A 24,326-nucleotide genomic window follows, 5' to 3' on the forward strand; every position below is an offset into this window, starting at 1 on the left:
GATGTTAACACGATGCGTTCACTGGGGGCCACGCAGCTGCTGCTGTAATGTCAGCAGCAGCTCCACCTCTTCCAGTCTGCGCTGCGTCGTGCGGCTTACTTCGGCCGGGGCCCGTGCAAACAGACTGTGCTCCCCCAGAATATGCTCCGCCAGACAGCGCTCATAGATCGTGCCACCAAAACGCCATGACTGAATCTTGTCGCCCTCGATCAGCTCAAGCACATCTTCTGCCCCGCGCCGGTCGTGGCTCATCACGCGTCCATCCCGCAGATGTAGCCGCAGCCCTTTTTGTCCTCCGGACGGCCCGGCATATTTATTGAGCCAGATCGCCACCGGCACGCCGCAGACCTGCCCCTGAAGATGCGCCTCGCCTTCCGCGGTGGTTAGATCGCCTCTGGCGATATCGCATCCCAGACGATCTCTGGCGGTGACAACCTGCAGGGCAATATCGCCGTCGCCGCCCAGGTAACGCACCGTCTCCCGCATCATCGCCAGCACGTGCGTACCAATATCCAGAATCACCCCGTCAGGATGGCGCAGCGTGCGGGTGTCCGGTTCCCCGGTGGCAAAGTTGAGCGCGATGGGTTCCCCCGCCGCGTTAAACCCGCTCGGCTCCTGTAAAAAACCGTGGATTTTGGCGATGTCCGACAAGTCCCTGACCAATCCCAGCTGCACCAGGTTAATGCGCGCCATCCAGTGATCGAGGGCCAGCACCCTGGAGGCCGCTTCCGGTCTCGCCAACAGCGTTTTCACTCTGTCGATTTGAGCAAGGGTGGCGACAATCGGCTTTTCGACCACAATGCGCGGGATGGAGGACGCCAGGGCCTGCTCAAGCACCTCAAGGTGCTGCAGCGATGCGGTAGTGATAAACAGCGTATCGAGAGGACGAGCAAGAAGATCGGCGAGCGTTGGACAGCGGGTGACGCCATCAAGGGTCCTGTCTGGCTGGATATCAAACCCCAGACAGCGCAGGGAAGTACCAAAGGTGTTTTGTAGTGCGGGTAAGTAGGCGGTTTCAACCACCGCGCCAAGTCCAACAAACCCTATCTGCATGTATCACCTCTGTTTTGGCAAGGCCGGAGCGTAACGCACGCCCCGGCCAGGTCGGGCAGATATCAGGCGTTAGTTACGGGTTTCGGCTCGTTTTTTGTCTGCGTATTTTCCAGCATACGACGCACCGGAACAATGAGCACCATCAGGACAGCGGCACAAATCAGCAGTGCGATGGAGCAGCGCGCGAAGAGATCCGGCAGCATATCCAGCTGATCGGCCTTCACATGACCGCCAATCAGGCCCGCCGCCAGGTTGCCCAGGGCACTGGCACAGAACCACAGGCCCATCATCTGGCCACGCATTCTCTCCGGGGCCAGCAGGGTCATGGTCGCCAGACCAATCGGGCTCAGGCACAGTTCACCGAGGGTCAGCATCAGGATACTGCCCACCAGCCAGAACGGCGATACGCCCGCCCCACCGTTACTGAGAACGTTCTGCGCCGCCAGCATCATCAGGCCAAAGCCCCCTGCCGCACACAGAATGCCGATCACAAACTTGGTGATGCTGCTCGGGCGAATGTTGTTGCTCGCCAGCTTCGGCCAGGCCCAGCTAAAGACTGGCGCCAGCAGGATAATAAACAGGGCGTTAATCGACTGGAACCACACCGCGGGAATTTCAAAATCACCGATCATGCGGTTGGTGTAGTCGTTGGCAAACAGGTTAAACGAGGTCGGCTTTTGTTCAAACGCAGACCAGAAGAAGGCCGCCGACACCAGCAGGATAAAGCAGACCAGCAGCCTGGCGCGCTCTTTACGGTTCAGACCGGCAAACATGAACAGCCAGATAAAGTAGAGCGCCACCGAGGCGGCAATGACGTACACCAGCACGCTGGCCACCGCGACCGGGTTAATGACAATCACACCCTGGGCAATCAGGGTCACGATAATCGCGATACCTGCCGCCAGGGCCAGTAACCAGCCGCCAACGCCTTTTTTCTTCGCCACAGGGCTGTTCCAGGTGGAATCCAGCCCCACTTCGCTGTCATAGCGCTTCATCGACGGCACGGCAAACAGGCGGAAGATAACCAGTGCCACCAGCATCCCGATGCCACCGATACCAAAGCCCCAGTGCCAGCCGTGGGATTTAATCAGCCAGCCGGAGATCAGCGGCGCGATAAATGACCCCATATTGATGCCCATGTAGAACAGCGAGAAGCCGCCGTCACGACGCGCATCGCCTTTCTTATACAGCGTGCCCACCATCACCGAGATACAGGTTTTGAACAGGCCTGAGCCGAGGACGATAAACATCAGGCCGATAAAGAACAGGTTGTTTCCCATCACCGCGGACAGCGCAATCGACAGGTGGCCGAGGGCAATCAGAATTGAGCCGTACCAGACCGCTTTCTGCTGGCCGAGCCAGTTATCCGCCAGCCAGCCGCCCGGGAGCGCGGCCAGATACATGGTCCCGGCGAAGATGCCGACGATAGCGGAGGCATTTTCACGCGCCAGCCCCATGCCGCCGTCATAGACGGTTGCCGCCATAAACAGGATCAGTAGCGGACGAATACCGTAAAACGAGAAGCGCTCCCACATCTCCGTGAAGAACAGCGCGCCGAGCGGATAAGGATGGCCGAAGAAAGTTCGGCTTTCGTTTTTATTAACAGAGGATTGCATAATTCTCCTGAGACGATGTGTCGTGTTGCTTGTTAACACCGGAAGCCAGCCACCCGGTTAGCGATTAGGTAGCTTTTTTACATCCGGCGAAATGTTATTTAACCATTTGATAACCTAAGGCAACTTTTGTCCAGCCCCCGGAGCACCCTCAAAAGACGAAAGTTCGACAATCGTCTTATTTCTTAGATTTTATGTTGGATAAACATGAATAGTGATTGACATCACATCAATAATTATTCATTCCTTTCAGGCATAAAAAAACCCGCGACGGGCGCGGGTTTTTCAGCAGAACAGCAACGATTATTTGCTTTTCTTAATGTGTTTAATCAAACGCTTACGCTTACGCATCTGGTTCGGCGTCAGGGTGTTACGTTTGTTAGCAAACGGGTTATCCCCTTCTTTGAACTGGATACGGATCGGTGTACCCATCACTTCCAGCGATTTACGGAAGTAGTTCATCAGATAGCGTTTGTAAGAATCTGGCAGATCCTTCACCTGGTTACCGTGGATCACCACGATAGGCGGGTTATAACCGCCGGCGTGGGCATATTTCAGCTTCACGCGACGACCGCGCACCAGCGGTGGCTGATGGTCTTCTGCCGCCATAGTCATGATACGGGTCAGCATCGCGGTACCGACACGACGCGTTGAACAGTCGTAGGCTTCGCGTACGGACTCAAACAGGTTACCCACGCCGCTGCCGTGCAGGGCTGAGATGAAGTGAACGCGGGCAAAGTCGATAAAGCCCAGACGGAAGTCCAGCATCTCTTTGACCTGCTCACGCACTTCGTTGCTCAGGCCATCCCACTTGTTGACGACGATAACCAGTGAGCGCCCACTATTGAGGATAAAGCCGAGCAGGGAGAGATCCTGATCGGAGATGCCTTCACGGGCATCGATAACCAGCATCACCACGTTGGCGTCTTCAATCGCCTGCAGGGTTTTGATTACCGAGAATTTCTCAACCACATCGGTAATTTTACCGCGCTTACGCACGCCCGCGGTGTCGATCAGTACGTATTCACGCTCGTCACGCTGCATCGGGATGTAGATGCTGTCGCGGGTGGTGCCCGGCATGTCGTATACCACCACGCGGTCTTCACCGAGAATACGGTTAGTAAGCGTTGACTTACCGACGTTTGGACGACCGACGATGGCCAGCTTGATCGGCAGATCCTGCGGGTTGAAATCGTCTTCCGGCTCCTCTTCACCCTCTTCGCCTTCTTCGAACTGCGCCCAGTATTCGGCGTCTTCGTCGACCTCTTCCGGCGGGTTGATCTCGTCAACGTACGGCAGCAGCGCGGTTTCCAGCAGGCTGGTAACGCCACGACCGTGAGAGGCGGCGATTGGGTAGATATCGCCCAGGCCTAACGACCAGAAATCGGCCATCGCCTGATCGGGATCGATACCGTCCGTTTTGTTCGCCACCAGGAAGGTGGATTTTTCACGTGAGCGCAGGTGCTTGGCGATGGCAACGTCGGCAGGCATCAGGCCCGCACGCGCATCTACCATAAACAGCACGATATCCGCTTCTTCGATCGCCAGCAGGGATTGTTCCGCCATGCGGGTTTCAACGCCGTCTTCTGTCCCGTCGATACCGCCGGTATCGATACAGATAAACTCACGACCTTCCACTTCTGCACGACCGTACTTACGGTCACGCGTGAGCCCCGGGAAATCCGCAACCAGCGCATCACGGGTGCGTGTTAAACGGTTAAAAAGAGTGGATTTTCCAACGTTCGGGCGCCCGACAAGCGCGACCACAGGTACCATGTTTAAAGCCTCATAAAATTCGATATCACGTCGCGTTTGCGGCGTTTTTTAAAAAATCAAAACGGCCCCTGAAGCAACAGGAGCCGTTGAGTATACTACAACCGCGGTGATTAACGCGTGATCGCGTACAGCGTACCGTCTTTTGCCTGGATCAGCAGTTTGCCGTCAGCCACTACCGGCTCGGTCAGGAAACCGGAACCGTCGACTTTCTCCTGAGCGACAAAACGACCGTTGCTCGGGTCAATCCAGTGCATGTAACCTTCGCTATCACCTACCACCAGGCTGCCGTTATACAGCGCCGGTGCGGTCAGCAGACGGTGCAGCAGATCGCTCTGCGTCCACAGCGTCACGCCGCCATCGGTGCTCAGCGCCAGCAGGCGATCGTTCTGATCCACCAGATAGATGCGGTTGCCGTCCACCACAAAATCGTTCACCGAGCCCAGCTCGCGTTTCCACATCACCTGGCCGCTACGCAGATCCATCGCGGTCAGATTGCCGTTATAAGCCAGCGCGTAGACAACGCCATTGACGATAACCGGGGTGGTATCCACATCGCTCAGACGGTCGATTTCGGTCGGACCGGTTGCCTGAGAGATACGCTGCTGCCAGATCAGCTGACCCTGCTGCATCAATACGGCGTTAACGCGACCGTTATCGCCGCCAACAATGGCTGCACCAAAGGCAGTGGCTGGAGCAGATTCACCGCGCAGGGAGAGCGCAGGCATATCCAGGTTAACGGTCCACTTCACCGCACCGTCAGTTTCATTCAACGCCTGCAGCTGACCGTTAGCGGTATGCACCAGTACCATGCCGTCGCTGACGACCGGACGGGAGAGTGCTTCGCCGGCAACGCGGGTTTGCCAGGCAATGGAACCGTCGCTGGCGTTAAGGGCATAGACCTGTGCCTTCTCGCTGCCGATATAGACATGGCCACCGGCCACCGTCACACCACCTGACAGCAGAGCCGGGGTGCGTGACAGCCAGCCGCTTTTTTCAGCCAGATTAATCGACCACACCTCTTTGCCGTCATCGGCGTTTACGGCTTTTACCGTGCCTTTGCGGTCAGCCGCATAGACCACGCCGTCCGCAGAAGCCGGATGCAGGTTGGAGTAGAAATCGCCAATGCCGTCACCAACGGAGGTGCTCCAGGCAGTAGACGGTGCAAACTGGTTTTCAACCGTCGGCAGTGGAGACATGGTGACAACATCTTCTTCGCCGCTGAACAGTGAACAGCCGCTCAATAACGTAACGGAAAGCAGTCCTGGCAGAAGTAATTTACGCAATTGCATCGGGTCCCTCTCAGACGGACAAATTATTTATTTTCATCTGCATCATTTCGCTCAGCGCGGGTGAGGCGTTGCTTTTAACACCCGCTTCCCATGCGCTGCGCGCGCCTTGTTTGTCACCCTTGCTCAGCAGTGCTTCGCCACGCAGGTCGGCAACGATTGAGGCAAAGCCTTCACCTTTGACAGAGTCCAGGGTTTTCAACGCTTCGTCTGGTTTCTTCTGCTGCACCTGAATACGGGCAAGACGCAGATTGATGAGCGCTTTCAGGTTGTCGTTGCCTGCGGCTGCCAGACCCTGCTGCAGCTGGGCTGCCGCTTTATCCAGCTCGCCTTTATCAACGAACTGCTGAGCCACTTCCAGCGACGTCAGGGCACCATAGGTGTTTTTGTTGTCTGCGGCAAATTTCTCTGCCGCCGCCAGGGTTTGGGGCTGTTCGGCCTTAATGGCGCTCACGGTATTTTCATACTGTAAGGAGGAGCCACGCGCGGAATCGACCTGATGACTGTTCCAGTAACGCCAGCCCACCAGGGCGCCAACACCTAAAATGACCCCAACAGCCAGTGCTTTGCCGTTTTCAGCAAAGAAGCGTTTAATCGCATCAACCTGGTCGTTTTCGTTCTCGTACATTTCCACGCAGTCCTTCTCCTTAGCCCAGTAGAGTGCGCAAGTGCGCCGCAACGCCGTCCTGCGTTACCGTTGTTTGCTCACCAGAGCGCAGATCCTTCACTACCACTTCGCCGTTAGCCACTTCTGACTCGCCAAGCACCAGTGCGATACGCGCGCCCCACTTATCGGCACGGGCGAACTGTTTCTTAAAGTTGCCGCCGCCGTGGTTGGTCATCAGCTTAGCTGCTGGCAGCGCATCGCGCATACGTTCGGCAAGCTGCATTGCCGCAGACTGCGTTTCCGCGCCTGAGGCCACCAGGTATATATCGACAACAGGATCGGCTTTAAATTCCGGATTAACTGCCTGAACTAACAAAACAAGTCGCTCGAGGCCCATAGCGAAACCGACTGCCGGTGCCGCGCGGCCGCCTAACTGCTCTACCAGGCCGTCATAACGACCACCCGCGCAGACGGTTCCCTGTGAGCCGAGGCTGGTAGTCACCCACTCAAACACGGTGCGGTTGTAGTAGTCCAGACCACGTACCAGGCGCTGATTGACGGTATAAGCAATACCCGCAGCTTCCAGCAGTTTGCACAGACCAGCAAAGTGTTCGCGGGAATCTTCATCCAGATAATCGCCCAGGGAAGGCGCATCGTTCAGCAGGGCCTGCACGTCCGGGTTCTTGGAATCCAGCACGCGCAACGGGTTGCTGTACATACGACGCTTGCAGTCTTCGTCCAGCTTCTCTTTATGCTGCTCGAGGAAGGCCACCAGCGCATCACGATAATTTGCACGCGCTTCAAGAGAACCAATGGAGTTCAGCTCCAGGGAGACGTGGTCAGCGATACCCAGTGCGCGCCACCAGCGGGCGGTCAGCATAATCAGCTCTGCGTCAATATCCGGGCCTTGCAGACCGAAGGCTTCGACACCCAACTGGTTAAACTGGCGGTAGCGGCCTTTCTGTGGGCGTTCGTGACGGAACATTGGGCCGATATACCACAGGCGCTGCTCCTGATTGTACAGGAGACCATGCTCGATGCCGGCGCGTACACATCCCGCCGTACCTTCCGGACGTAAGGTCAGGCTGTCGCCATTACGATCCTCAAAGGTATACATCTCTTTTTCAACCACGTCGGTGACTTCACCGATAGCGCGTTTGAATAACGGGGTCTGCTCTACAATCGGCAAACGGATTTCGCTGTAACCGTAGCTGCCGAGCACCTGCTTGAGGGTGCCTTCAATGCGCTGCCAGATGGCGGTCTCGGCAGGCAGATAATCGTTCATGCCGCGAATGGCTTGAATGTTCTTTGCCACGTTTGTTCTCTTTCTATAGACAAAAATGAACCCTGGGGTTCATAACCGAAGGGTTCAATCATACACAGGAAGCGAACCGCTTCCCATCACGTTATTTTTCTACCTGTAGCACGCTGATGCGCTGCGCTTCATCCAGCATGGTGGCTTTGGCGCGAATGCGGGCTTCAAGCTGATCGATCATGTCATTATTATCCAGACGATCTTTGCGGACGCCATCTTCATAGAGACCACTTTTCTTGTTGCCACCCGTAACGCCCAGGGTCGACACCAGGGCCTCACCCGGACCGTTCACCACACAGCCGATAATCGAAACGTCCATCGGGGTGATGATATCTTCCAGACGCTGCTCCAGCGCATTCACCGTACCGATGACGTCGAACTCCTGACGTGAACAGGTTGGGCAGGCGATAAAGTTGATGCCACGGGAGCGAATACGCAGCGATTTCAGGATATCGAAACCGACTTTGATCTCTTCCACCGGATCGGCGGCCAGCGAGACACGCAGGGTGTCGCCAATGCCTTCATTCAGCAGCAGACCAAGGCCAATCGCTGATTTCACCGCACCGCTGCGCGCACCACCTGCTTCGGTGATCCCGAGGTGCAGGGGCTGATCGATCTGCTTCGCCAGCAGACGATAGGATTCAACGGCAAGGAAAACGTCCGACGCTTTAACGCTGACTTTGAACTGGTCGAAGTTCAGACGATCGAGATGATCCACATGACGCATGGCCGATTCGAGCAGCGCCTGCGGAGTCGGTTCGCCGTACTTTTCCTGCAGATCTTTTTCCAGCGAACCGGCGTTTACGCCGATACGGATGGGGATGTTTTTGTCGCGGGCGCAATCGACCACCGCGCGGATACGCTCTTCGCTGCCGATGTTGCCAGGGTTGATACGCAGGCAATCAACGCCGTATTCCGCGACTTTCAGCGCGATACGGTAATCGAAGTGAATATCGGCAACCAGCGGAACGGAGACCTGCTGTTTGATGAGTTTGAACGCTTCTGCCGCATCCATTGTCGGTACGGAAACGCGGACTATGTCTGCGCCTACACGTTCTAACGCTTTGATCTGATTGACCGTCGCTGCCACGTCAGTGGTGCGAGTATTGGTCATCGACTGAACGGCGATGGGAGCACCATCGCCAATTGGCACATTCCCGACGTAAATACGTTTCGATTTTCTACGTGGAATAGGAGCCTGGTTATGCATGGAAAATCTCCCGCGTTGCCTGTCTGTTACTTACTGTGCTGCTGATTGTTCGGCATTGAGGGTCAGACGCGCAACCTGGTTAGTTCTGATAAAACGGCTCAGATCGACAGGTTTACCCTGGAACTGGATCTGGACCGCTGCCGGAGCACCAATCTTGAGCTTATAAGGCGCCTGGCCTGCCAGATTTAACGTTCCGTCCTTACGCTGCAGACCGCTGAACAGCTTTTTGCCGGTCGCGTCGGTCACTTCCAGCCAGCAATCGGCGCTGAAGTTCATGACCAGTGCGTTCGGGTCGGCCGCTGCAGCGGTCACGCCCGCCGGATCGGATGGCAAAGGCTGAACCGCGTTATCCGCGGTGGCTGCCGGTGCCGTCTCGACGTTTGCCTGTGAAGGCGAAACCACGGCGTTGTCAGCCGGAGCCTGGGCAGTTTGATCAACGACTGGCGCAGTAGTCTGCGCCGTTGCCGTATTCGCCGTACCGGCAGTAACCGCCGGCGGTTCGCTGGCGGTTGCTGAAGCGTCGGTATTCAGGGGGATGCTCTGCGCGCCCTCACCTGCCGAGCCGTTAAGCTCGGCGGAGGATTGGTCGGCCATGGTGGTGATCTCTTCCTGCTGCGCTTTGTGGTTCTGCCACCACCAGGCGCCCGTCAGGCCGATAACCACAAACAGTACCAGCCAGGTAAAGCTCATCAGCCAGCCATCACGCTTTTTACGACGTTTGCCCAGCGAAAAACTCTGCATCGGCGCGACTTTCGCCGCTCTGACCGGTGCCTGTTTTTCCATCATCGGCAGCAGTTCTTCTTCTGGAATATGCACCAGTTTCGCATAAGAGCGGATATAACCACGCAGAAACGTTGAAGCAAGTTCGGCAGGTGCCTTATCTTCTTCAATATCGCGGACCGTGGAAACCTTCAGGCATAAGCGTTCCGCAACGGCTTGCTGGCTTAGTCCGAGTTGTTCACGGGCGTTGCGAAGACGAACGCCAGTGGAAAGTGCTGCATTTTGGTCGTGAGTGGCTTCAGTATTCATTCGCTACAACTACTGGTACGTGAAAATTGAGGATTCTGGCGCCGGTGAGTCACAATGCCACCCGCACCGCGAAACTTCTGGTCAGTTAACCTTAGTAAGACAGCACAACACTGTCAGGTTTTCGTTGACAGAAGCGGCTTGTCAGTGAGGCTAAACTGTTGTTGCGTCGTTACATACTGCCTTAAAGTCATATAAAACGCACCGTAATTATTATCAATACACCGGTGCAATGACTGTTTATTCGCATCTTACGCTGCCACGGCGCAGATAATGCGCCGTAGCAGCATAATAATTACACGGCCTTGATGTCGATCGCTTCGCCCTGCATACGTTTACGCAGCGTACGCTTGGTGCGGTCGATAACTTCACCGGCCAGCTGACCACAGGCGGCATCAATATCATCGCCGCGGGTTTTACGCACGATAGTGGTAAAACCATACTCCATCAGCACTTTGGAGAAACGGTCGATACGGCTGTTCGAGCTACGGCCATACGGCGCGCCCGGGAACGGGTTCCATGGGATCAGGTTAATCTTGCACGGCGTATCTTTCAGCAGCGCGGCCAGCTCGTGCGCATGCTCGGTGCCGTCGTTGATGTGATCCAGCATGACGTACTCAATGGTGACGCGTCCCTGGTTAGCATTGGACTTCGAAATGTAGCCCCGCACCGAATTCAGGAAGGTCTCGATATTGTACTTTTTGTTGATGGGGACGATCTCATCACGGATGGTATCGTTCGGCGCATGCAGCGAAATCGCCAGCGCAACGTCAATCATATCGCCGAGCTTATCCAGCGCAGGCACAACACCTGACGTAGAGAGCGTCACGCGACGTTTGGACAGGCCAAAACCGAAGTCATCGAGCATGATCTCCATCGCCGGAACCACGTTAGTCAGGTTCAGCAGCGGCTCGCCCATCCCCATCATCACCACGTTGGTGATCGGACGGGTGCCGGTTACTTTTGCCGCGCCGACGATCTTCGCCGCACGCCAGACCTGGCCGATGATTTCCGACACACGCAGGTTGCGGTTAAAGCCCTGCTGCGCCGTGGAGCAGAACTTACACTCCAACGCACAACCGACCTGGGAAGAGACACACAGAGTGGCGCGATCATCTTCCGGGATATAGACCGTTTCAACGCGCTGATCGCCTACGGCAATCGCCCATTTGATGGTGCCGTCAGCTGAACGCTGCTCTTCCACCACTTCCGGGGCGCGGATTTCCGCGACCTCTTTCAGCTTGTTGCGCAGCACTTTGTTGATGTCAGTCATGTCATCAAAGTCGTCGCTGCAATAGTGATACATCCACTTCATGACCTGGTCGGCACGAAACGGCTTCTCGCCCATCTCTTTGAAGAACTCGCGCATCTGCTGACGGTTCAGGTCCAGCAGGTTGATTTTTCCATTTTTATTTGGAACCGCAGGAATGGCGACTTCGGAGGTATTAACTAATTCAGACATAATATATTCCGGCCTCGTTGTTACACGTTATGGCCCGTGGAGGGTTGAAAAGAAACGCCCCGGAAAGCAGTCTGCTCATCCGGGGCGTTGCATTGTACAAAGTCTGACGCAGGGATGCCACGTCTGCACGCGGCATTTACGAAAATAATGTGTAAACGAAACCGTTAAATTAACGGGTACGTGAGCACACTTCGCCTTCTGCGAAGAAGAAAGCGATTTCGCGTGCAGCAGATTCTACGGAGTCGGAACCGTGGGTGCCGTTCTCGGTGAAGCTGTCAGCGTAATCTGCGCGCAGGGTACCGGCCAACGCGTTGTCCGGGTTGGTTGCGCCCAGCAGATCGCGGTGACGCTGAACAGCATTTTCGCCTTCCAGCACGGAAACCACGATTGGGCCAGAGGTCATGAACTCAACCAGACCGTCGAAGAATGGGCGACCTTCGTGCTCAGCATAGAAACCGCGAGCCTGCTCAACGGTCAGATGCAGCATTTTGGTGCCAACGATTTTGAACCCTGCCGCTTCAAAGCGAGCAAAGATGCTGCCAATAACGTTTTTTGCCACCGCGTTTGGTTTGATGATGGAAAAAGTACGTTCAATAGCCATGATTACCTCTGTGATTTGTTCTGTTGTTTTGCATTCATGCGAAATATATGGCGCGGATTATAATGAGCATTCACGCCATTGCCTATGGATGGATGTAACATTTTTTTAAAATAAGACGAGTTTTAACAACAGATCGGGGCTAAAACCTGTTTTATCTATTGCAACGTAAAATCAGCGGTCGCCACCTGCCCCGCCTCATCCATCACCAACAGTTGATACTCTCCGGCATTTTCAAGATGCAACGTATACGCCCGCCCCTGCGCATTTAGCGGTTCGCCATTAAGAAACCACCAGCGGGCACCGTTACTGCCGCTGGCCAGCAGAGGCAATGACACGCGCGCCTCACCCGGCAGGCGCTTAATCACCGCTCCCTGGCGAATACCGGAGAGGATCAGCGGCGCCGGGAAAGCCTGGCCGAGCGGCGGGCAGGTTGCAGATGCCGGCGGGATGCGCGCAGCCCGTCGTTCTGCCTGCGGTAGCCAGGGCTCCAGCGGCAGAGGCCAGACGTCAACGCTCTGTTCCTGGGCCTGCGGGCAGTCCGCCGCCACGCGTTTGCCGCTGTTATCCAGCCAGACAGGGAAACGAATCCCACGGATGCCCTCCTGCTCCGGCAGTAGCAGCGTCGGCGGCTGGCTCCCCTCAAGCAGCCAGGTCGCGAGGCGACGACGACAGTTGCTGTCCCCTTCAGGCAGAGACTGTCCGCCCGGCCAGCAGATCACGCCCCGGCTCACCGAGGCCGGGCGCGGGTCGCGCGGCAGGCGCGCCTCATCCAGCGCCGAACGCGACTGCAACAGGTTGTTGACCTGATTTAACACCGGCACCGCGCTGGCAAAACCAAATTGCCCTGCCACCGGCGTACCATCCGGTCTGCCGGTCCAGATTCCGATCACGTAGCGTGCATTCAGCCCTATCGCCCAGGCATCACGGTAGCCATAGCTGGTACCGGTTTTTATCGCCAGGGGTACTACCTGAGCAAGGGCGCTATCCGGCAGCGGCTGCGCCTCGTTGGCCAGAATGCGGCGGACGATCCACGCCGCCCCGGGCGAGAGCAGAGGCCGCTCAAGCAGGGGGTCGTCCGGCTGCAGGCGCAGCTTCCCTGCCCGACCCTGACGGGCAAAAGCGCTGTAGGCCGCAGCGATATCTTCCAGACGCGCCCCGGCACCGCCGAGGATCAGGGAGAGGTTCGGCTGAGCGCCTGCGGGCAGCAACAGCGGCAGTCCGGCGTTACGCAGCATCCCGGCAAACTTTTTCGGCCCGTAGGCTTCGAGCACCTGCACGGCGGGCAGGTTCAGGGATCGCACCAGCGCCTCGCTCATGCTGATTGGGCCATGAAAACCGCTGTCAAAATTCCCCGGACGGTAATCGCCGGTGCGGCGCGGGACATCCTGCAGCAGCGAGGCCGGGTGGATCAGCCCGTCATCCATCGCCAGGCCATAGACAAAGGGCTTGAGCACCGATCCCGGGGATCGGATCGCTGAGATCATATCCACATGGCTGAAACGGCTGTCGTCGTTGATGTCCACCGATCCGACCCAGCCGCGCACCTTCATATCGGTATGATCGACCACGATCATCGCCAGTGAACTGCGGGGCGGCAGCCGGGATTTCCAGTTCAGCGCCAGCTCCTCCAGCTGGCGCTGGAGTGTGGCATCGAGGGTTGTCACCACTTTGGTGTCACGGCTTTTGCTGAGCATCATGCGCGAGAACAAGGGTGCCAGCTGCGGCATCTGCCGGGGGGCCAGCCATACTGGCTCCTCCTGCGATTCGCTCACCTGACGCGCGGGCCAGACGCCCTGAGAGGCCATGCGCCTGAGCACTTTATTGCGTGCCGCCTCGGCACGCTCCGGCCAGCGGTCCGGACGCAAACGGCTCGGGGCCTGCGGCAGGACGGCAAGCAGCGCCGCTTCGGAGTAGCTCAACTGCGCAGGGGCTTTCCCCAGGTAAGCCCAGCTGGCGGCCCCCACCCCCTGCAGCGTGCCGCCAAAGGGGGCACGGTTCAGATAGAGGGTCAGGATCTCACGTTTAGAGAGATGCCACTCGAGCTGGAGCGCGCGCCAGAGCTGACGCGCTTTGCCACCGAAGGTCCGGGGATGAGGATCCAGCAGGCGGGCAACCTGCATGGTCAGCGTACTTCCGCCCGAGACCACCTTCCCGGCAGTAAGATCCTGCCAGGCAGCACGTAGCACCGAGAACGGATTTACGCCGGGATGATCCCAGAACCAGCGATCTTCATACTGGATCAGGGCTTCGAGATAGCGGGGGGAAACCTCTTCGATAGTGACCGGATAGCGCCAGATCCCGTCGCGATCGGCAAATCGCCACAGCGGGATGCCTTTCTCGTCCACTACCACCCGGGCAGGATTGACTTCGTGTAGCGGGAGTGGCCACAGGCGATCGGCAGCAATGATGCCGCCCCACAGCAGAAGTATCGCCCCCACCAGCCATAGCCAGCGGGAGCGTATCCATTTCCGATACTGCACGTTACGGAACGACAGTCAGCGGGCCGCTGGCCGCACCCGTTGCCCGCCACTGCGGCACGTACATCGATTCCACCAGCGGCACAGGCACGGTATAGGTTCCCGGGGTGACCGCGCGCGCCAGATAGACCAGCGTCACCGGCTGGTATTCATTGACCGGCACGGCAGCGACAAAGCGATCGTCGCGGAACTCCATATGCTGAATATCGGCCTGCTGCATCTGGTTGAGCAGGTTCTGTACTTCACTCCCGCTCTCCTGCAGGCTGGCGCTGCTGCTGGCAAGGTTCTGGTTTTCCAGCTCCAGCCCGGCAGGCAGCAGGTCAACCACCAGCGCATCCGGCACGCTCTGGCTGGCGGTAACGTTCAGCCAGACCAGCACCAGCTCACCGCTCTTCAGGGACGAGAGGGATTTACTGCTGCCGTCGGTGGCCAGAATCTGACGTTCAATTTTCAAGACGTTAGAAGCAGGCTGCGGCGCGTATTGCGGGTAACCGCTGCTGTCCAGGCGTACCCACAGCGGCGTAGTACCGGTGTTGGTCACCTGCAGAGCAGCCAGCTGATCGGCGTTGAGGTTCTGCACCTGTGGTTTATCTCCGCTGGTACTACCTTCCGCCAGCGTAGTGGTCGCCTGCCATGCCCCGGAGAGGTTCTGCAGGGAACGCCCCGCCAGGAACAGGGCATTGCTCTCCTGGGTGGAGAGCCAACGCTGGCTGAACGCCTGCTGAGAGAGCGCATTCAACAGCGTGTTCTGCGCATCCGGCAGCAGGTTGTACTCTTCCAGCAGGCTGAGCATCATCGCGTTATCCCGCAGCGGGCTGCCGTAATCGGCCATCCAGCTCTGGGTTTCGCTGCGCGGGGTTTTGATCGCCAGATCCAGCGCCTGCTGACTACGGGGTGCATCCCCCATCAGCTTCAGCGCCAGTCCCAGCTGCATCAGCGGCAGACCCGATTTTGCCTGGGCACGACGCTCCCAGATTTCACGCAATGCGCCGAGAGGGGCTTTCTGCTGACGCGCCAGCACCAGCGCGGCATAGGCCTGAATAGCGAACTTGCTACCCGGGGTGTCGTCGCTGTAGCGGACCGCCATCATGCCCGGGTCCTGCAGGTAGCGCAGCAGACGGTTGTTGGCATTGTTAACCGCATCCGTCGGAACGCTGTAACCCTGCTCGCCCGCGCGCACCAGGAAATCGGTGACATAGGCGGTGAGCCAGTACTCTTCCGGACCCTCCTTATCCCACAGGGCAAAGCCGCCGTCGTTACGCTGCATCTGCAGCAGGCGGGAGATGCCAATCTCAATAGCCGCCCGGCGCTTCTCGTCGGTATCACCCTTTATGCCCAGGGCGTTCAGCTGGGCGGCACTGGTATAGAGCGACGGGAACAGGCCGCTGGTGGTCTGCTCCAGACAGCCATATGGATAGGCCTGCAGCTCACGAATATAGCGGGCCAGGTTGAGCGGCGGCTTGCCGCTGAGCAGGAGCTGTCCCTGTAACGTCACCGGAGAGAAATTAGCAAGATGCTGTTCCGGCGCGTGCCAGCTTTCACCCGGCTTGAGCATCGTGCCGCTGTTCACCGTCTGCGCCGGGAACGCCGGACGAACGCCGATCTTCCAGCTCTTCTGCTGTGGCGCGAAGGTTTCGCCGGGAAGCGTCAGGCCGCTCACCTGGGCGGCGATTTCCCCCTCGCCGTAACCGTCCAGCGCCCGCACCGGAATAAACAGCGTCGAGCGTTCACCGGCCGCCAGCTGCACCGGCTGCGGCTGGCTACCTTCCAGCGCCAGATTTCCACCCGTGGTCAGCGCCACGTTCAGGGTTTGCGGTTTATCCGTCAGGTTGGTCAGATCCAGCGCCAGCCTGGCGTTATCGCCGCTGGCCAGGAAGCGTGGAGTGTTCAGCTCGGTAATAACGGGCGCGGCAACGATAACCTTGCTCTCACTGCTGCCGAAATCGTCATCGGTCCAGGCCTGAGCCATCAGACGCAGCTCGCCGTTGAAGTCACCAATCGGTAACGAAACGGTCCCTTCACCGTTGGCATCCAGCTCTACCGGCTGCGCCTGCTGGGCAATGATAGTGACATGGTTGACCGGCGGTTTACCGCCACGCTTGAGTTCATCCCCATCACCACCAAAGCGCAGCGACGCCAGACGCCCCTGGCCTTCAATCACCTGGCCGTAGATGTCGTAGATGTCCGCGCCATAGCGCTTCTGACCAAAGAATGCCTGCCACGGATCGGGAGTAACGTAATCGGTAATATTGAGTACGCCACTGTCCACCGCCGAGACCAGCACGTTGATTTTCTGCGGGGTAGCCCCCTCTTTCACGCTGGCCTTCACTTTGACAGCCAGGGTCTGGTTCGGACGCATTTTCTGTGGGTTATCCAGCGCAATGCTCAGGCGACGGTTTTCATCACCCATCGGCAGATGCAGCAAGCCCACCGCCCGTTTTGGCGTGGCGGATTTGGATTTATCGCCGGGGCGAACCACCAGCGTGGAGAGATAAAGATCGTGACGTTTCCAGGCTTTATCCACCGGGATAGTCATATCCAGCCCCTCGGCCGGGACCTCGATCTCTTTCCACCACAGCGGCCCTTCGCTGGATTCGATCATGGCATAGCCTTTCCCTGCTGCCGGGGCGGCAATGTGCAGCTTGATGCTATCCCCGGGCTGATAGGCCGGTTTATCCAGTTTCAGGGTGACGCGATCCGGGCGTGCTGCCCCCGTTCCGTCGCTGTTATCCTGCCAGCTGTAGCCTGCCCAGAAGCGCACGCTGCTGACCGCCTCGTCCGGGGCTTTCACTTCCAGACGATAGGAGCCCCACTCCACCGGGAAGCTGACTTTTCCGGTTTCGTCGGCGGCCAGATCCAGCGCCTGCTCGCCCTCGATCAGATCTTTTTGATCAAACTGTGACTGCCAGCCGTCGCTCTCCGACCAGTTCCAGGAGTAGTCGCGGCGCTCGCGGATCAGACGCACCTGCAGGCCCGAGACGGCTTTTTTTGCTCCGCTGGCATCGGCGTAAACGATATCAAACCCGGCCTGGCTGTTCTCCTCGACAATCGGCTGATTAACGGTGGTATCGGTTCGGTAGTCATAGACCGCTTTGCTGGCGAACTGCGGACGGATGCCCGGCAGAGTTGCGGCTGGCCAGACGGCCTGCTCTGCCCGGCGGGTGACCGGACGTCCACCGGACTCCAGCAGGCTGGCCTGCAAAACAACCTGCAGCGGAGAGTGGGTCTCTTTCCACTGGCTGTCACTGCTCACCTGCCCGCGTCCCTGCTCGTTGAGGGTTAGCTGCACCTCATCAAGGCTGCGGCTCAGGTTCTCTTCGGCAATATCCCCGAACTGGAAGCCCGGCAGGGCGGCCACGGCTTCCCGCAGCGGACGCAAGAAGAGCTGGCCCTGCAGGCTGTTGCCGTTGGCGGGCGCGCCGTACAGGTAATATCCCACCACGTCGAAGGCGACAGGATCCTGCGGCGAAATTGGGGCTTTTTGCCCTTCAATATTCAGCGCCATGCGCTCCGGCATAAAGTCTTCGACGTGGAAATCCCACATTCGCTGCTGGTTATCGCCGGTGCTGGCACGGACATGCCACATCCCGGTTTGTGCCCCGCTATCAAGCTGATAGTCAAAGCGGTAAAGCCCGTTAGCAGGCTGGCTGACCACGGTGCGCGCCACCTGGCCGTCCGGGCGCAGCACCTCCAGCTTCACCGGCTGGTCGGGGAGCGGTTTGCCGTCGCTGTCGCGCAGCAGGCCGTTGAGGATCACCGTTTCGCCCGGGCGGTAGAGATCCCGCGGGCCAAACATAAAGAACTGTTTACTAAAGCCCGGCGCGCCGGAGATAGCAAATTCCGCCAGATCCAGCGCCGGGAGGGTGAGATCCAGCAGCGTGGTCTGCCCGTCTTTACGGGCGAGGAGCAGCGCGGCCTCTTTGTCAGTCTGCAGGGTCGCGTGACCATCGGCGTCGCTGGTGGCCTGCGCCAGGGCCTGCCCTTTATTGTTAAGCAGCTGCACCTCAATAGCCGACTGCGCCGCGCCGTTCTCCAGGCTCTGGGTAAAGATATCCAACCGGTTATGGTAGCGGTGTGCCGACAGACCGATATCGCTGAGGGTAAAGAGGGTGGCGGCATTGCTGTAGTTGTAATGCCCGGCCTGATTCATCACCGCGATATAGACACCCGCCTGCTGCAGCGGCTTGATATCCGCCAGCGGCAGGAGCAATTTTTCGCGGGTATTGCGGGCCGGATTAAGGTCAAAACGGCCGGTGTAGACCAGCTCCGCCATCTTCAGCAGATTGTCGGATTCCCAGTTGGTGAGCGAGCTGCGGTACTCCCACTGGCTGACAAAGGCGGCCAGTGACTCGGGTTTGACCCGGTAGAAATTGACATCGACATTATTAACGTTCAGCGCCATCACCGGCAGCCCTTCCACCACCTTGCCCGGCAGCAACGAGCCGCGGCTGGCAAAGCCCACGCTCGGCGCAATATCGCGGGTTGTAATGGCTTTTTCGACGTCGCTGCCAAAGGTGCTTTTATTCAGCGCCAGCAGATCGCGCTCGACGGTAACCACCAGGTTGCGGTTCGGCTCCAGATGACGCAGGCGCAGCTCTTTCAGGTTCGGCGCCAGCTCCCAGGCACCGTCAACCTTGCCGCTTTTTTTATCGACCACGTGCACCGCGCGGGCGAAATCCTGCGAAGGATCCAGCGGCACCGAGAAGGTCAGCACCAGGGCGGCGGCACCCTCCAGCTGGATCTCAGACGCATCCAGCAGGGACAGCGTTTTGCCCTGGCTTTGTGCTGCCAGCTTCTCCAGCGTGGCGTTGTCCGGCTTGACCGGCGCAGAAGCAGGCGCTGGCGTAGAGGTGGAAGCAGTGGCGGTGGCGGGTGCCGCTGAAGAGGTTTTATCGTCACTCTCATCACAGCCGCCAAGCGTGATGGAGGTAAGCAGCGCTAATGACAGCGCGGCAAGGCGAAACGGTTTCATCCTTTATCCCTGGCCTTGCGGGCCTGTTGGTCGTCGTCGGGATAAGTATTATCCGCAAGTTTCATTAATACAAAAGCGTTGATTCCAATTCTGGACAACGCCTCGCAAACTTTTCTGTGCCGATAAAGATTTCGTTGCTGGCGCGATCACAGCGTTAAAGGTTACATGTAACCTTTAACGTCATTTGTTTTTAAAACAATAAGATAGCTGGATAAGGTCGCGCTTGCCCTGCTAATTTTAATGCTATGACGCACCCTGAGTGCGCGGTTCAATAAGAGAGAACGAGATGAAACGAGCCGTGAACGCCCTACAAAATTTCGGAAAATCATTGTACGGACCTGTACTTATCCTGCCGATAGTCGGTCTGTTCATTGCTTTTGGTAATGTATTAGGTAATGGCGCCCTTGCCGGGTATCTGCCATTCCTCGGCCATCCACTGATCCAGAGCATCGGCCAGCTGATTTCAAAATCCGCCGTCTCGGTGCTGGTCAACCTGGCGCTGGTGTTTGCCGTGGGGATCCCTATCGGTCTGGCAACGCGTGACAAAGGTTACGCGGCGCTGATCGGCCTGGTGACCTTCGTGGTGTTTATCAACGCCATGAACGTGACCATGCAGCTACAGGGTGCGCTGGCTCCCGCGGATCAGATGAAAGCTGCCGGGCAGAGCATGGTGCTGGGGGTACAGGTGCTGGAGATGGGCGTCTTTGCCGGGATCCTTACCGGGGCGCTGTCGGGTTATCTGTATAACAAATACTCCGGTGTGCAGTTTAACGGCGCGATGGCGATCTACTCGGGGCACTGCTTCGTCGCCATCATTATGCTGCCGGTCTCGATGCTGCTGGGGGTGGTAATGAGCGAGCTGTGGCCCTTTGCCCAGCACGGCATCAGCGCCATGGCCTTAGCCATTAAAGGCTCCGGGGCCTTTGGGGTGGCGATTTACGGCTTCCTTGAGCGCATCCTGGTGCCGACCGGTCTGCACCATCTGGTCTATACCCCTTTCCTCTATACCGAGCTGGGCGGCACCCAGGAGGTCTGCGGCGCCACCTATCAGGGCGCGCGCAATATCTACTTTGCCGAGATGGCCTGTCCGGAGGTGAAGCAGCTCAGCAGCACCGTGGTATGGGATGCCCGCGGCATCAGCAAAATGTTTGGCCTGCCTGCCGCCGCGCTGGCGATGTACATGACCGCGAAGCCAGAACGTAAAGCCGCGGCGAAAGCGATTCTGATCCCGGCGGCACTCACCTCACTGCTGGTGGGGGTGACCGAGCCGATTGAGTTCTCCTTCCTGTTCGTCGCCCCGCTGCTGTTTGTGGTTCACGCGGTGCTGACCGGGATCGGCATGATGCTCTTTTATCTGCTGGGGGTTCACGCTATCGGCGCCAACGGCATCATCGATTTCATTCTCTATAACCTGCCGCTGGGCACCGAAAAATCCAACTGGCCGATGTACATCCTGGTCGGGTTAATCATGTTCAGCCTCTACTTCGTGGTCTTCCGCTTCCTGATCCTGCATTTCCGCATGAAGACCCCGGGGCGTGAAGAGGAAGATCAGGAGACCCGCCTGTACAGCAAACAGGAGTATCAGGCGAAAGGCAGTAATGATGGTCTGGGCGAGGCGATTGTCGTCGGCCTCGGCGGACGCGAAAACATTGAAGTGGTGGACAACTGCTACACCCGCCTGCGCGTCACGGTCAAAGACGTAGCCATCATCGACGAGCCGCGGCTCAAGGCGACGGGCGCGAAAGGCATTATCAAGCAAGGTAACAACGTTCAGGTGGTCTACGGGCTGCATGTCAAAAAAATGCGAGAAGCGGTCGAGACGGTTCTCTGAAGGAGATAAACATGATTACCCCCCCATTTATTCTCTCTATCGCCGGTGGCGGCAGCACCTATACGCCCGGGATTGTGAAAAGCCTGATGGTGCAGCTGGACAAATTCCCGCTGGCGGAAATTCGCCTTTACGACATCGATGAAGCGCGGCAGAGCACCATCGCGCCGGTGGTCGAGAAGGTGATTCGCGATCACAGCCAGGACATTAAGTTTAGCGTCACCAGCGACCCGGAAGTGGCGTTCAGCGGGGCCCATTTCGTCTTCGCCCAGATGCGCGTCGGCCAGTACAAAATGCGCGAGCAGGATGAGAAGATCCCCCTGCGTCACGGCGTGGTCGGCCAGGAGACCTGTGGCCCGGGCGGACTGGCGTACGGCCTGCGCACCATCCTGCCGATGGTTGAGCTGATCGACATGGTTGACCGCTATGCCCATGAGAAGGCGTGGATCGTTAACTACTCCAACCCGGCAGCCATTGTTGCCGAAGGCGTGCGCCGCCTGCGCCCGGAGGCCCGGGTACTGAACATTTGCGATATGCCGGTGGCGGCGATGCGTAACATGGGAGCCATTCTCGGCGTGGATCGCCACAAGCTGGAGGTGGACTACTTCGGCCTCAACCACTTCGGCTGGTTTACCCGCGTGCTGGTGGACGGCGAGGACAGGCTGCCAGAGCTGCGTCGCCATATCGCCAGATTTGGTCTGCTGACCGAAGATGCGGCCAAAACCGACCCGCAGCACTCGGATCCATCGTGGGTGAAAACCTGGCGCAACATCAAGCCGATCATGGATAACTTCCCGGAATATCTGCCGAACCCGTATCTGCAGTACTACCTGATGCCGAACCAGATCGTCGAGCACCAGAACCCGGACTACACCCGCGCCAACGAAGTGATGAACGGACGTGAGAAAAAGCTGTTTGCCGCCGCGGAAGAGTATAAACAGACCGGGATCCTGTCGGATGCCTTCCACGTCGGAGTGCACGGCGAGTTTATCGTGGATGTGGCCCGCTCGCTGGCGTTTAACCTGCGTCAGCGTCATCTGGTGATGGTGGAAAACCGCGGGGCGATTACCAATCTGCCGTACGACGCGATGGTTGAGGTTCCGGCATATATTACAAGCGAAGGGCCTGAGCCGATCCGCATCGGTCAGGTGCCGCTGTTCCACCAGACCCTGCTGCAACAGCAGCTGGCCTCGGAGCAACTGCTGGTAGAAGCCACCATCGAAGGCAGCTACGAAAAAGCGTTGCAGGCGTTCACCCTGAACCGCACCGTGCCGACGATGGAGCATGCCAAAGCGATCCTGGATGAGATGATCGAGGCCAACCGCGAATACTGGCCAGCGCTGCAAAAAGCCTGGCAGGATGGGGAAGCAGTGAAAAAATAAGGGTTTGCTCGCGAGTTGAACGTGGTCCGCTTGTCGGTGTCAGAAAAAACACCGACAATCCATCAATGGATTCATTAATGGAGGCACCCATGTCCACCTCGTATTTTGTCTCAGCCGACTGGCTGATTGAGCACAGTGATGACCCTGAAGTTCAAATCATTGATGCTCGTATGGCTCCTGCTGGTCAGGAACACCTTCGCGATATGCCCGCGGAATACCGCGCCGGACATCTGCCGGACGCGGTATTTTTTGATATCGAAGCGCTCTCCGATCATACCTCTCCCCTGCCGCACATGATGCCGCGCCCGGAAGCCTTTGCCGTGGCGATGCGCGAGCTGGGCATCAGCCGCGATAAGCATCTGGTCGTTTACGATGAGGGTAACCTCTTCTCCGCTCCGCGAGCATGGTGGATGCTGAAAACCTTCGGCGTGGAGAAAGTGTCGATTCTGGCGGGTGGTCTTGCCGGCTGGCAGCGGGCTGAGCTGCCTCTCCAGCAGGGCGATATCTCTCTGCCGGATGGCGATTTCGAAGCCACCTTCGATGCCGGGGCGATCAAGTGCGTCACCGACGTGCTGCTGGCAAGCCACGAGCAGACCGCGCAGATTGTCGATGCCCGCCCTGCCCCGCGCTTTAACGCCGAGGCCGACGAGCCGCGCCCGGGCCTCAAACGCGGCCATATCCCCGGCGCACTTAACGTGCCGTGGGGCGATCTGGTGTTTGAAGGCGAACTGAAAACCACCGACGAGCTGCGGGAGATTTTCTCTCGTCAGGGCGTGGATCTGCATCAGCCAATTGTCGCCAGCTGTGGCTCCGGGGTCACCGCCTGCGTCGTCATTCTGGCGCTGGCGACCCTCGGCAAAACCGACGTCACGCTGTACGACGGGGCGTGGAGTGAATGGGGTGCCCGGGACGATCTGCCGGTTGAACCGGCTCAGTAATGGATAACCGTCTGGCGACACTGTTAACGCGCGGGGAGTCTCTGACCCGCGCAGAGTATCGCGTGCTGGCCCATCTCACCGAACATCCCCTGCTGGTGGGCCAGATCACCGTGCGGGAGCTGGCGCAGGCGACCTTTGTCTCTACCGCCACTATTATGCGTCTGTGCCGCAAGCTGGGCTTCAGCGGCTTTAGCGAGTTCACCTGGCACTGCAAGCAGCTGCTGAGCGATACGCCGCACATTGCAGCTGAAGCCAGCCAGACGGCGGAACTCCCCGCGCTGTTTAATCAGTTTATTGCTAATTACCAGCAGACCCTGCAGTGGGCGACACCGGAAAAACGTCGCCGCTTTGGCGAACTGCTGCGGGAGAAAGAGAGCTTCTTTCTCTACGGGGCGGGCTTTTCCTACCTGTTTGCCGAGTACCTGACCAAGAAACTGCAGGTGCTGGGCAAGACGGCGTTTATCTCCGGTCCTGGCGACAGCCGCAATATTTTTCTCAGCAACGCCTCGCGCTATCAGGTCTTCATCGCGGTGTCGCGCAGTGGCGAAACGGAGCAGGTACTGGATAAGGCGCGGATCGCGCAGAACGTGGGGATGACGGTGGTGGCCTTTACCCGGGCGTCGGCAAACACGCTGGCGGGGATGGCGGATCTGCATTTTGCGCTGTACGACGAAGCGGTGCATTTCGCTGCCGAGGCCGCAGGGGTGACGTCGTTTGAGTCGAACCTGGTGCTGCTAATGGATTTACTGCTGCTGGAAGCAACGGGGTGAAGATCACCCC

Annotated in this window: 16 protein-coding genes; 4 read left to right on the plus strand and 12 right to left on the minus strand. The window is 58.3% G+C overall.

All coding sequences use genetic code 11. The annotated features are described in order from the left end of the window. Positions 1-18 precede the first annotated feature (18 nt). The 12 genes from G7090_RS17120 to G7090_RS17175 all read right to left on the minus strand — a co-directional run bounded on the left by G7090_RS17120 (position 19) and on the right by G7090_RS17175 (position 19,398). Entirely contained in the window at positions 19-1,053 is a 1,035-nt protein-coding gene (locus G7090_RS17120; protein ID WP_166183338.1) for a Gfo/Idh/MocA family oxidoreductase, read from the minus strand. A 62-nt stretch (positions 1,054-1,115) separates the two neighbouring features. Continuing rightward, complete coding sequence (locus G7090_RS17125) at positions 1,116-2,669, minus strand: peptide MFS transporter (RefSeq protein ID WP_166183340.1); 1,554 nt, start codon at positions 2,667-2,669, stop codon at positions 1,116-1,118. Between the two features lie 300 nt (positions 2,670-2,969). Further along, the gene (gene der / locus G7090_RS17130; RefSeq protein WP_166183342.1) at positions 2,970-4,442 is read right to left on the minus strand and encodes a ribosome biogenesis GTPase Der; all 1,473 of its coding nucleotides are present in this window, start codon (positions 4,440-4,442) and stop codon (positions 2,970-2,972) included. A gap of 110 nt (positions 4,443-4,552) precedes the next feature. Then, a complete protein-coding gene (gene bamB, locus G7090_RS17135; RefSeq protein WP_106994610.1) occupies positions 4,553-5,731 on the minus strand; it encodes an outer membrane protein assembly factor BamB in 1,179 nt (392 codons plus the stop codon). Positions 5,732-5,741: 10 nt separating this feature from the next. Next, positions 5,742-6,362, minus strand: a complete 621-nt coding sequence (locus G7090_RS17140; RefSeq protein WP_166183343.1) for a YfgM family protein — start codon at positions 6,360-6,362, stop codon at positions 5,742-5,744. Between the two features lie 13 nt (positions 6,363-6,375). After that, entirely contained in the window at positions 6,376-7,650 is a 1,275-nt protein-coding gene (hisS, locus tag G7090_RS17145; RefSeq protein WP_106994608.1) for a histidine--tRNA ligase, read from the minus strand. Between the two features lie 91 nt (positions 7,651-7,741). After that, positions 7,742-8,860 (minus strand): flavodoxin-dependent (E)-4-hydroxy-3-methylbut-2-enyl-diphosphate synthase, encoded by a 1,119-nt coding sequence (gene ispG / locus G7090_RS17150; protein ID WP_106994607.1) that lies wholly within the window; start codon positions 8,858-8,860, stop codon positions 7,742-7,744. 30 nt (positions 8,861-8,890) lie between these two features. Further along, positions 8,891-9,889, minus strand: coding sequence for a cytoskeleton protein RodZ (gene rodZ / locus G7090_RS17155; protein WP_166183345.1), 999 nt, complete (start codon positions 9,887-9,889; stop codon positions 8,891-8,893). A gap of 292 nt (positions 9,890-10,181) precedes the next feature. Next, the gene (locus G7090_RS17160; protein ID WP_166183347.1) at positions 10,182-11,348 is read right to left on the minus strand and encodes a bifunctional tRNA (adenosine(37)-C2)-methyltransferase TrmG/ribosomal RNA large subunit methyltransferase RlmN; all 1,167 of its coding nucleotides are present in this window, start codon (positions 11,346-11,348) and stop codon (positions 10,182-10,184) included. A gap of 169 nt (positions 11,349-11,517) precedes the next feature. Then, positions 11,518-11,949, minus strand: coding sequence for a nucleoside-diphosphate kinase (gene ndk / locus G7090_RS17165; RefSeq protein ID WP_106994604.1), 432 nt, complete (start codon positions 11,947-11,949; stop codon positions 11,518-11,520). 155 nt (positions 11,950-12,104) lie between these two features. Continuing rightward, positions 12,105-14,429, minus strand: a complete 2,325-nt coding sequence (gene pbpC / locus G7090_RS17170) for a peptidoglycan glycosyltransferase PbpC (protein ID WP_166183349.1) — start codon at positions 14,427-14,429, stop codon at positions 12,105-12,107. Position 14,430: 1 nt separating this feature from the next. Then, positions 14,431-19,398 carry an alpha-2-macroglobulin gene (locus G7090_RS17175; protein ID WP_166183351.1) on the minus strand — a complete coding sequence of 1,656 codons (4,968 nt, stop codon included), beginning with the start codon at positions 19,396-19,398 and terminating at the stop codon, positions 14,431-14,433. A 286-nt stretch (positions 19,399-19,684) separates the two neighbouring features. Here G7090_RS17175 and G7090_RS17180 point away from each other — a divergent pair, with 286 nt between their 5' ends. From G7090_RS17180 to G7090_RS17195, 4 genes are all read left to right on the plus strand, one after another. Further along, positions 19,685-21,229 (plus strand): PTS transporter subunit EIIC, encoded by a 1,545-nt coding sequence (locus G7090_RS17180; protein WP_106994601.1) that lies wholly within the window; start codon positions 19,685-19,687, stop codon positions 21,227-21,229. An 11-nt stretch (positions 21,230-21,240) separates the two neighbouring features. Then, positions 21,241-22,608, plus strand: a complete 1,368-nt coding sequence (locus G7090_RS17185; protein ID WP_166183353.1) for a 6-phospho-alpha-glucosidase — start codon at positions 21,241-21,243, stop codon at positions 22,606-22,608. A gap of 89 nt (positions 22,609-22,697) precedes the next feature. After that, complete coding sequence (sseA, locus tag G7090_RS17190) at positions 22,698-23,546, plus strand: 3-mercaptopyruvate sulfurtransferase (protein ID WP_166183355.1); 849 nt, start codon at positions 22,698-22,700, stop codon at positions 23,544-23,546. Next, positions 23,546-24,316: a MurR/RpiR family transcriptional regulator gene (locus G7090_RS17195; protein WP_166183357.1), complete on the plus strand. Its 771-nt coding sequence runs from the start codon at positions 23,546-23,548 to the stop codon at positions 24,314-24,316. The genes sseA and G7090_RS17195 overlap by 1 nt, the downstream gene beginning before the upstream one ends. Positions 24,317-24,326: the final 10 nt, after the last annotated feature.

The organism is Leclercia sp. 29361 (assembly GCF_011290365.1).
Classification (GTDB): domain Bacteria; phylum Pseudomonadota; class Gammaproteobacteria; order Enterobacterales; family Enterobacteriaceae; genus Enterobacter; species Enterobacter tamurae.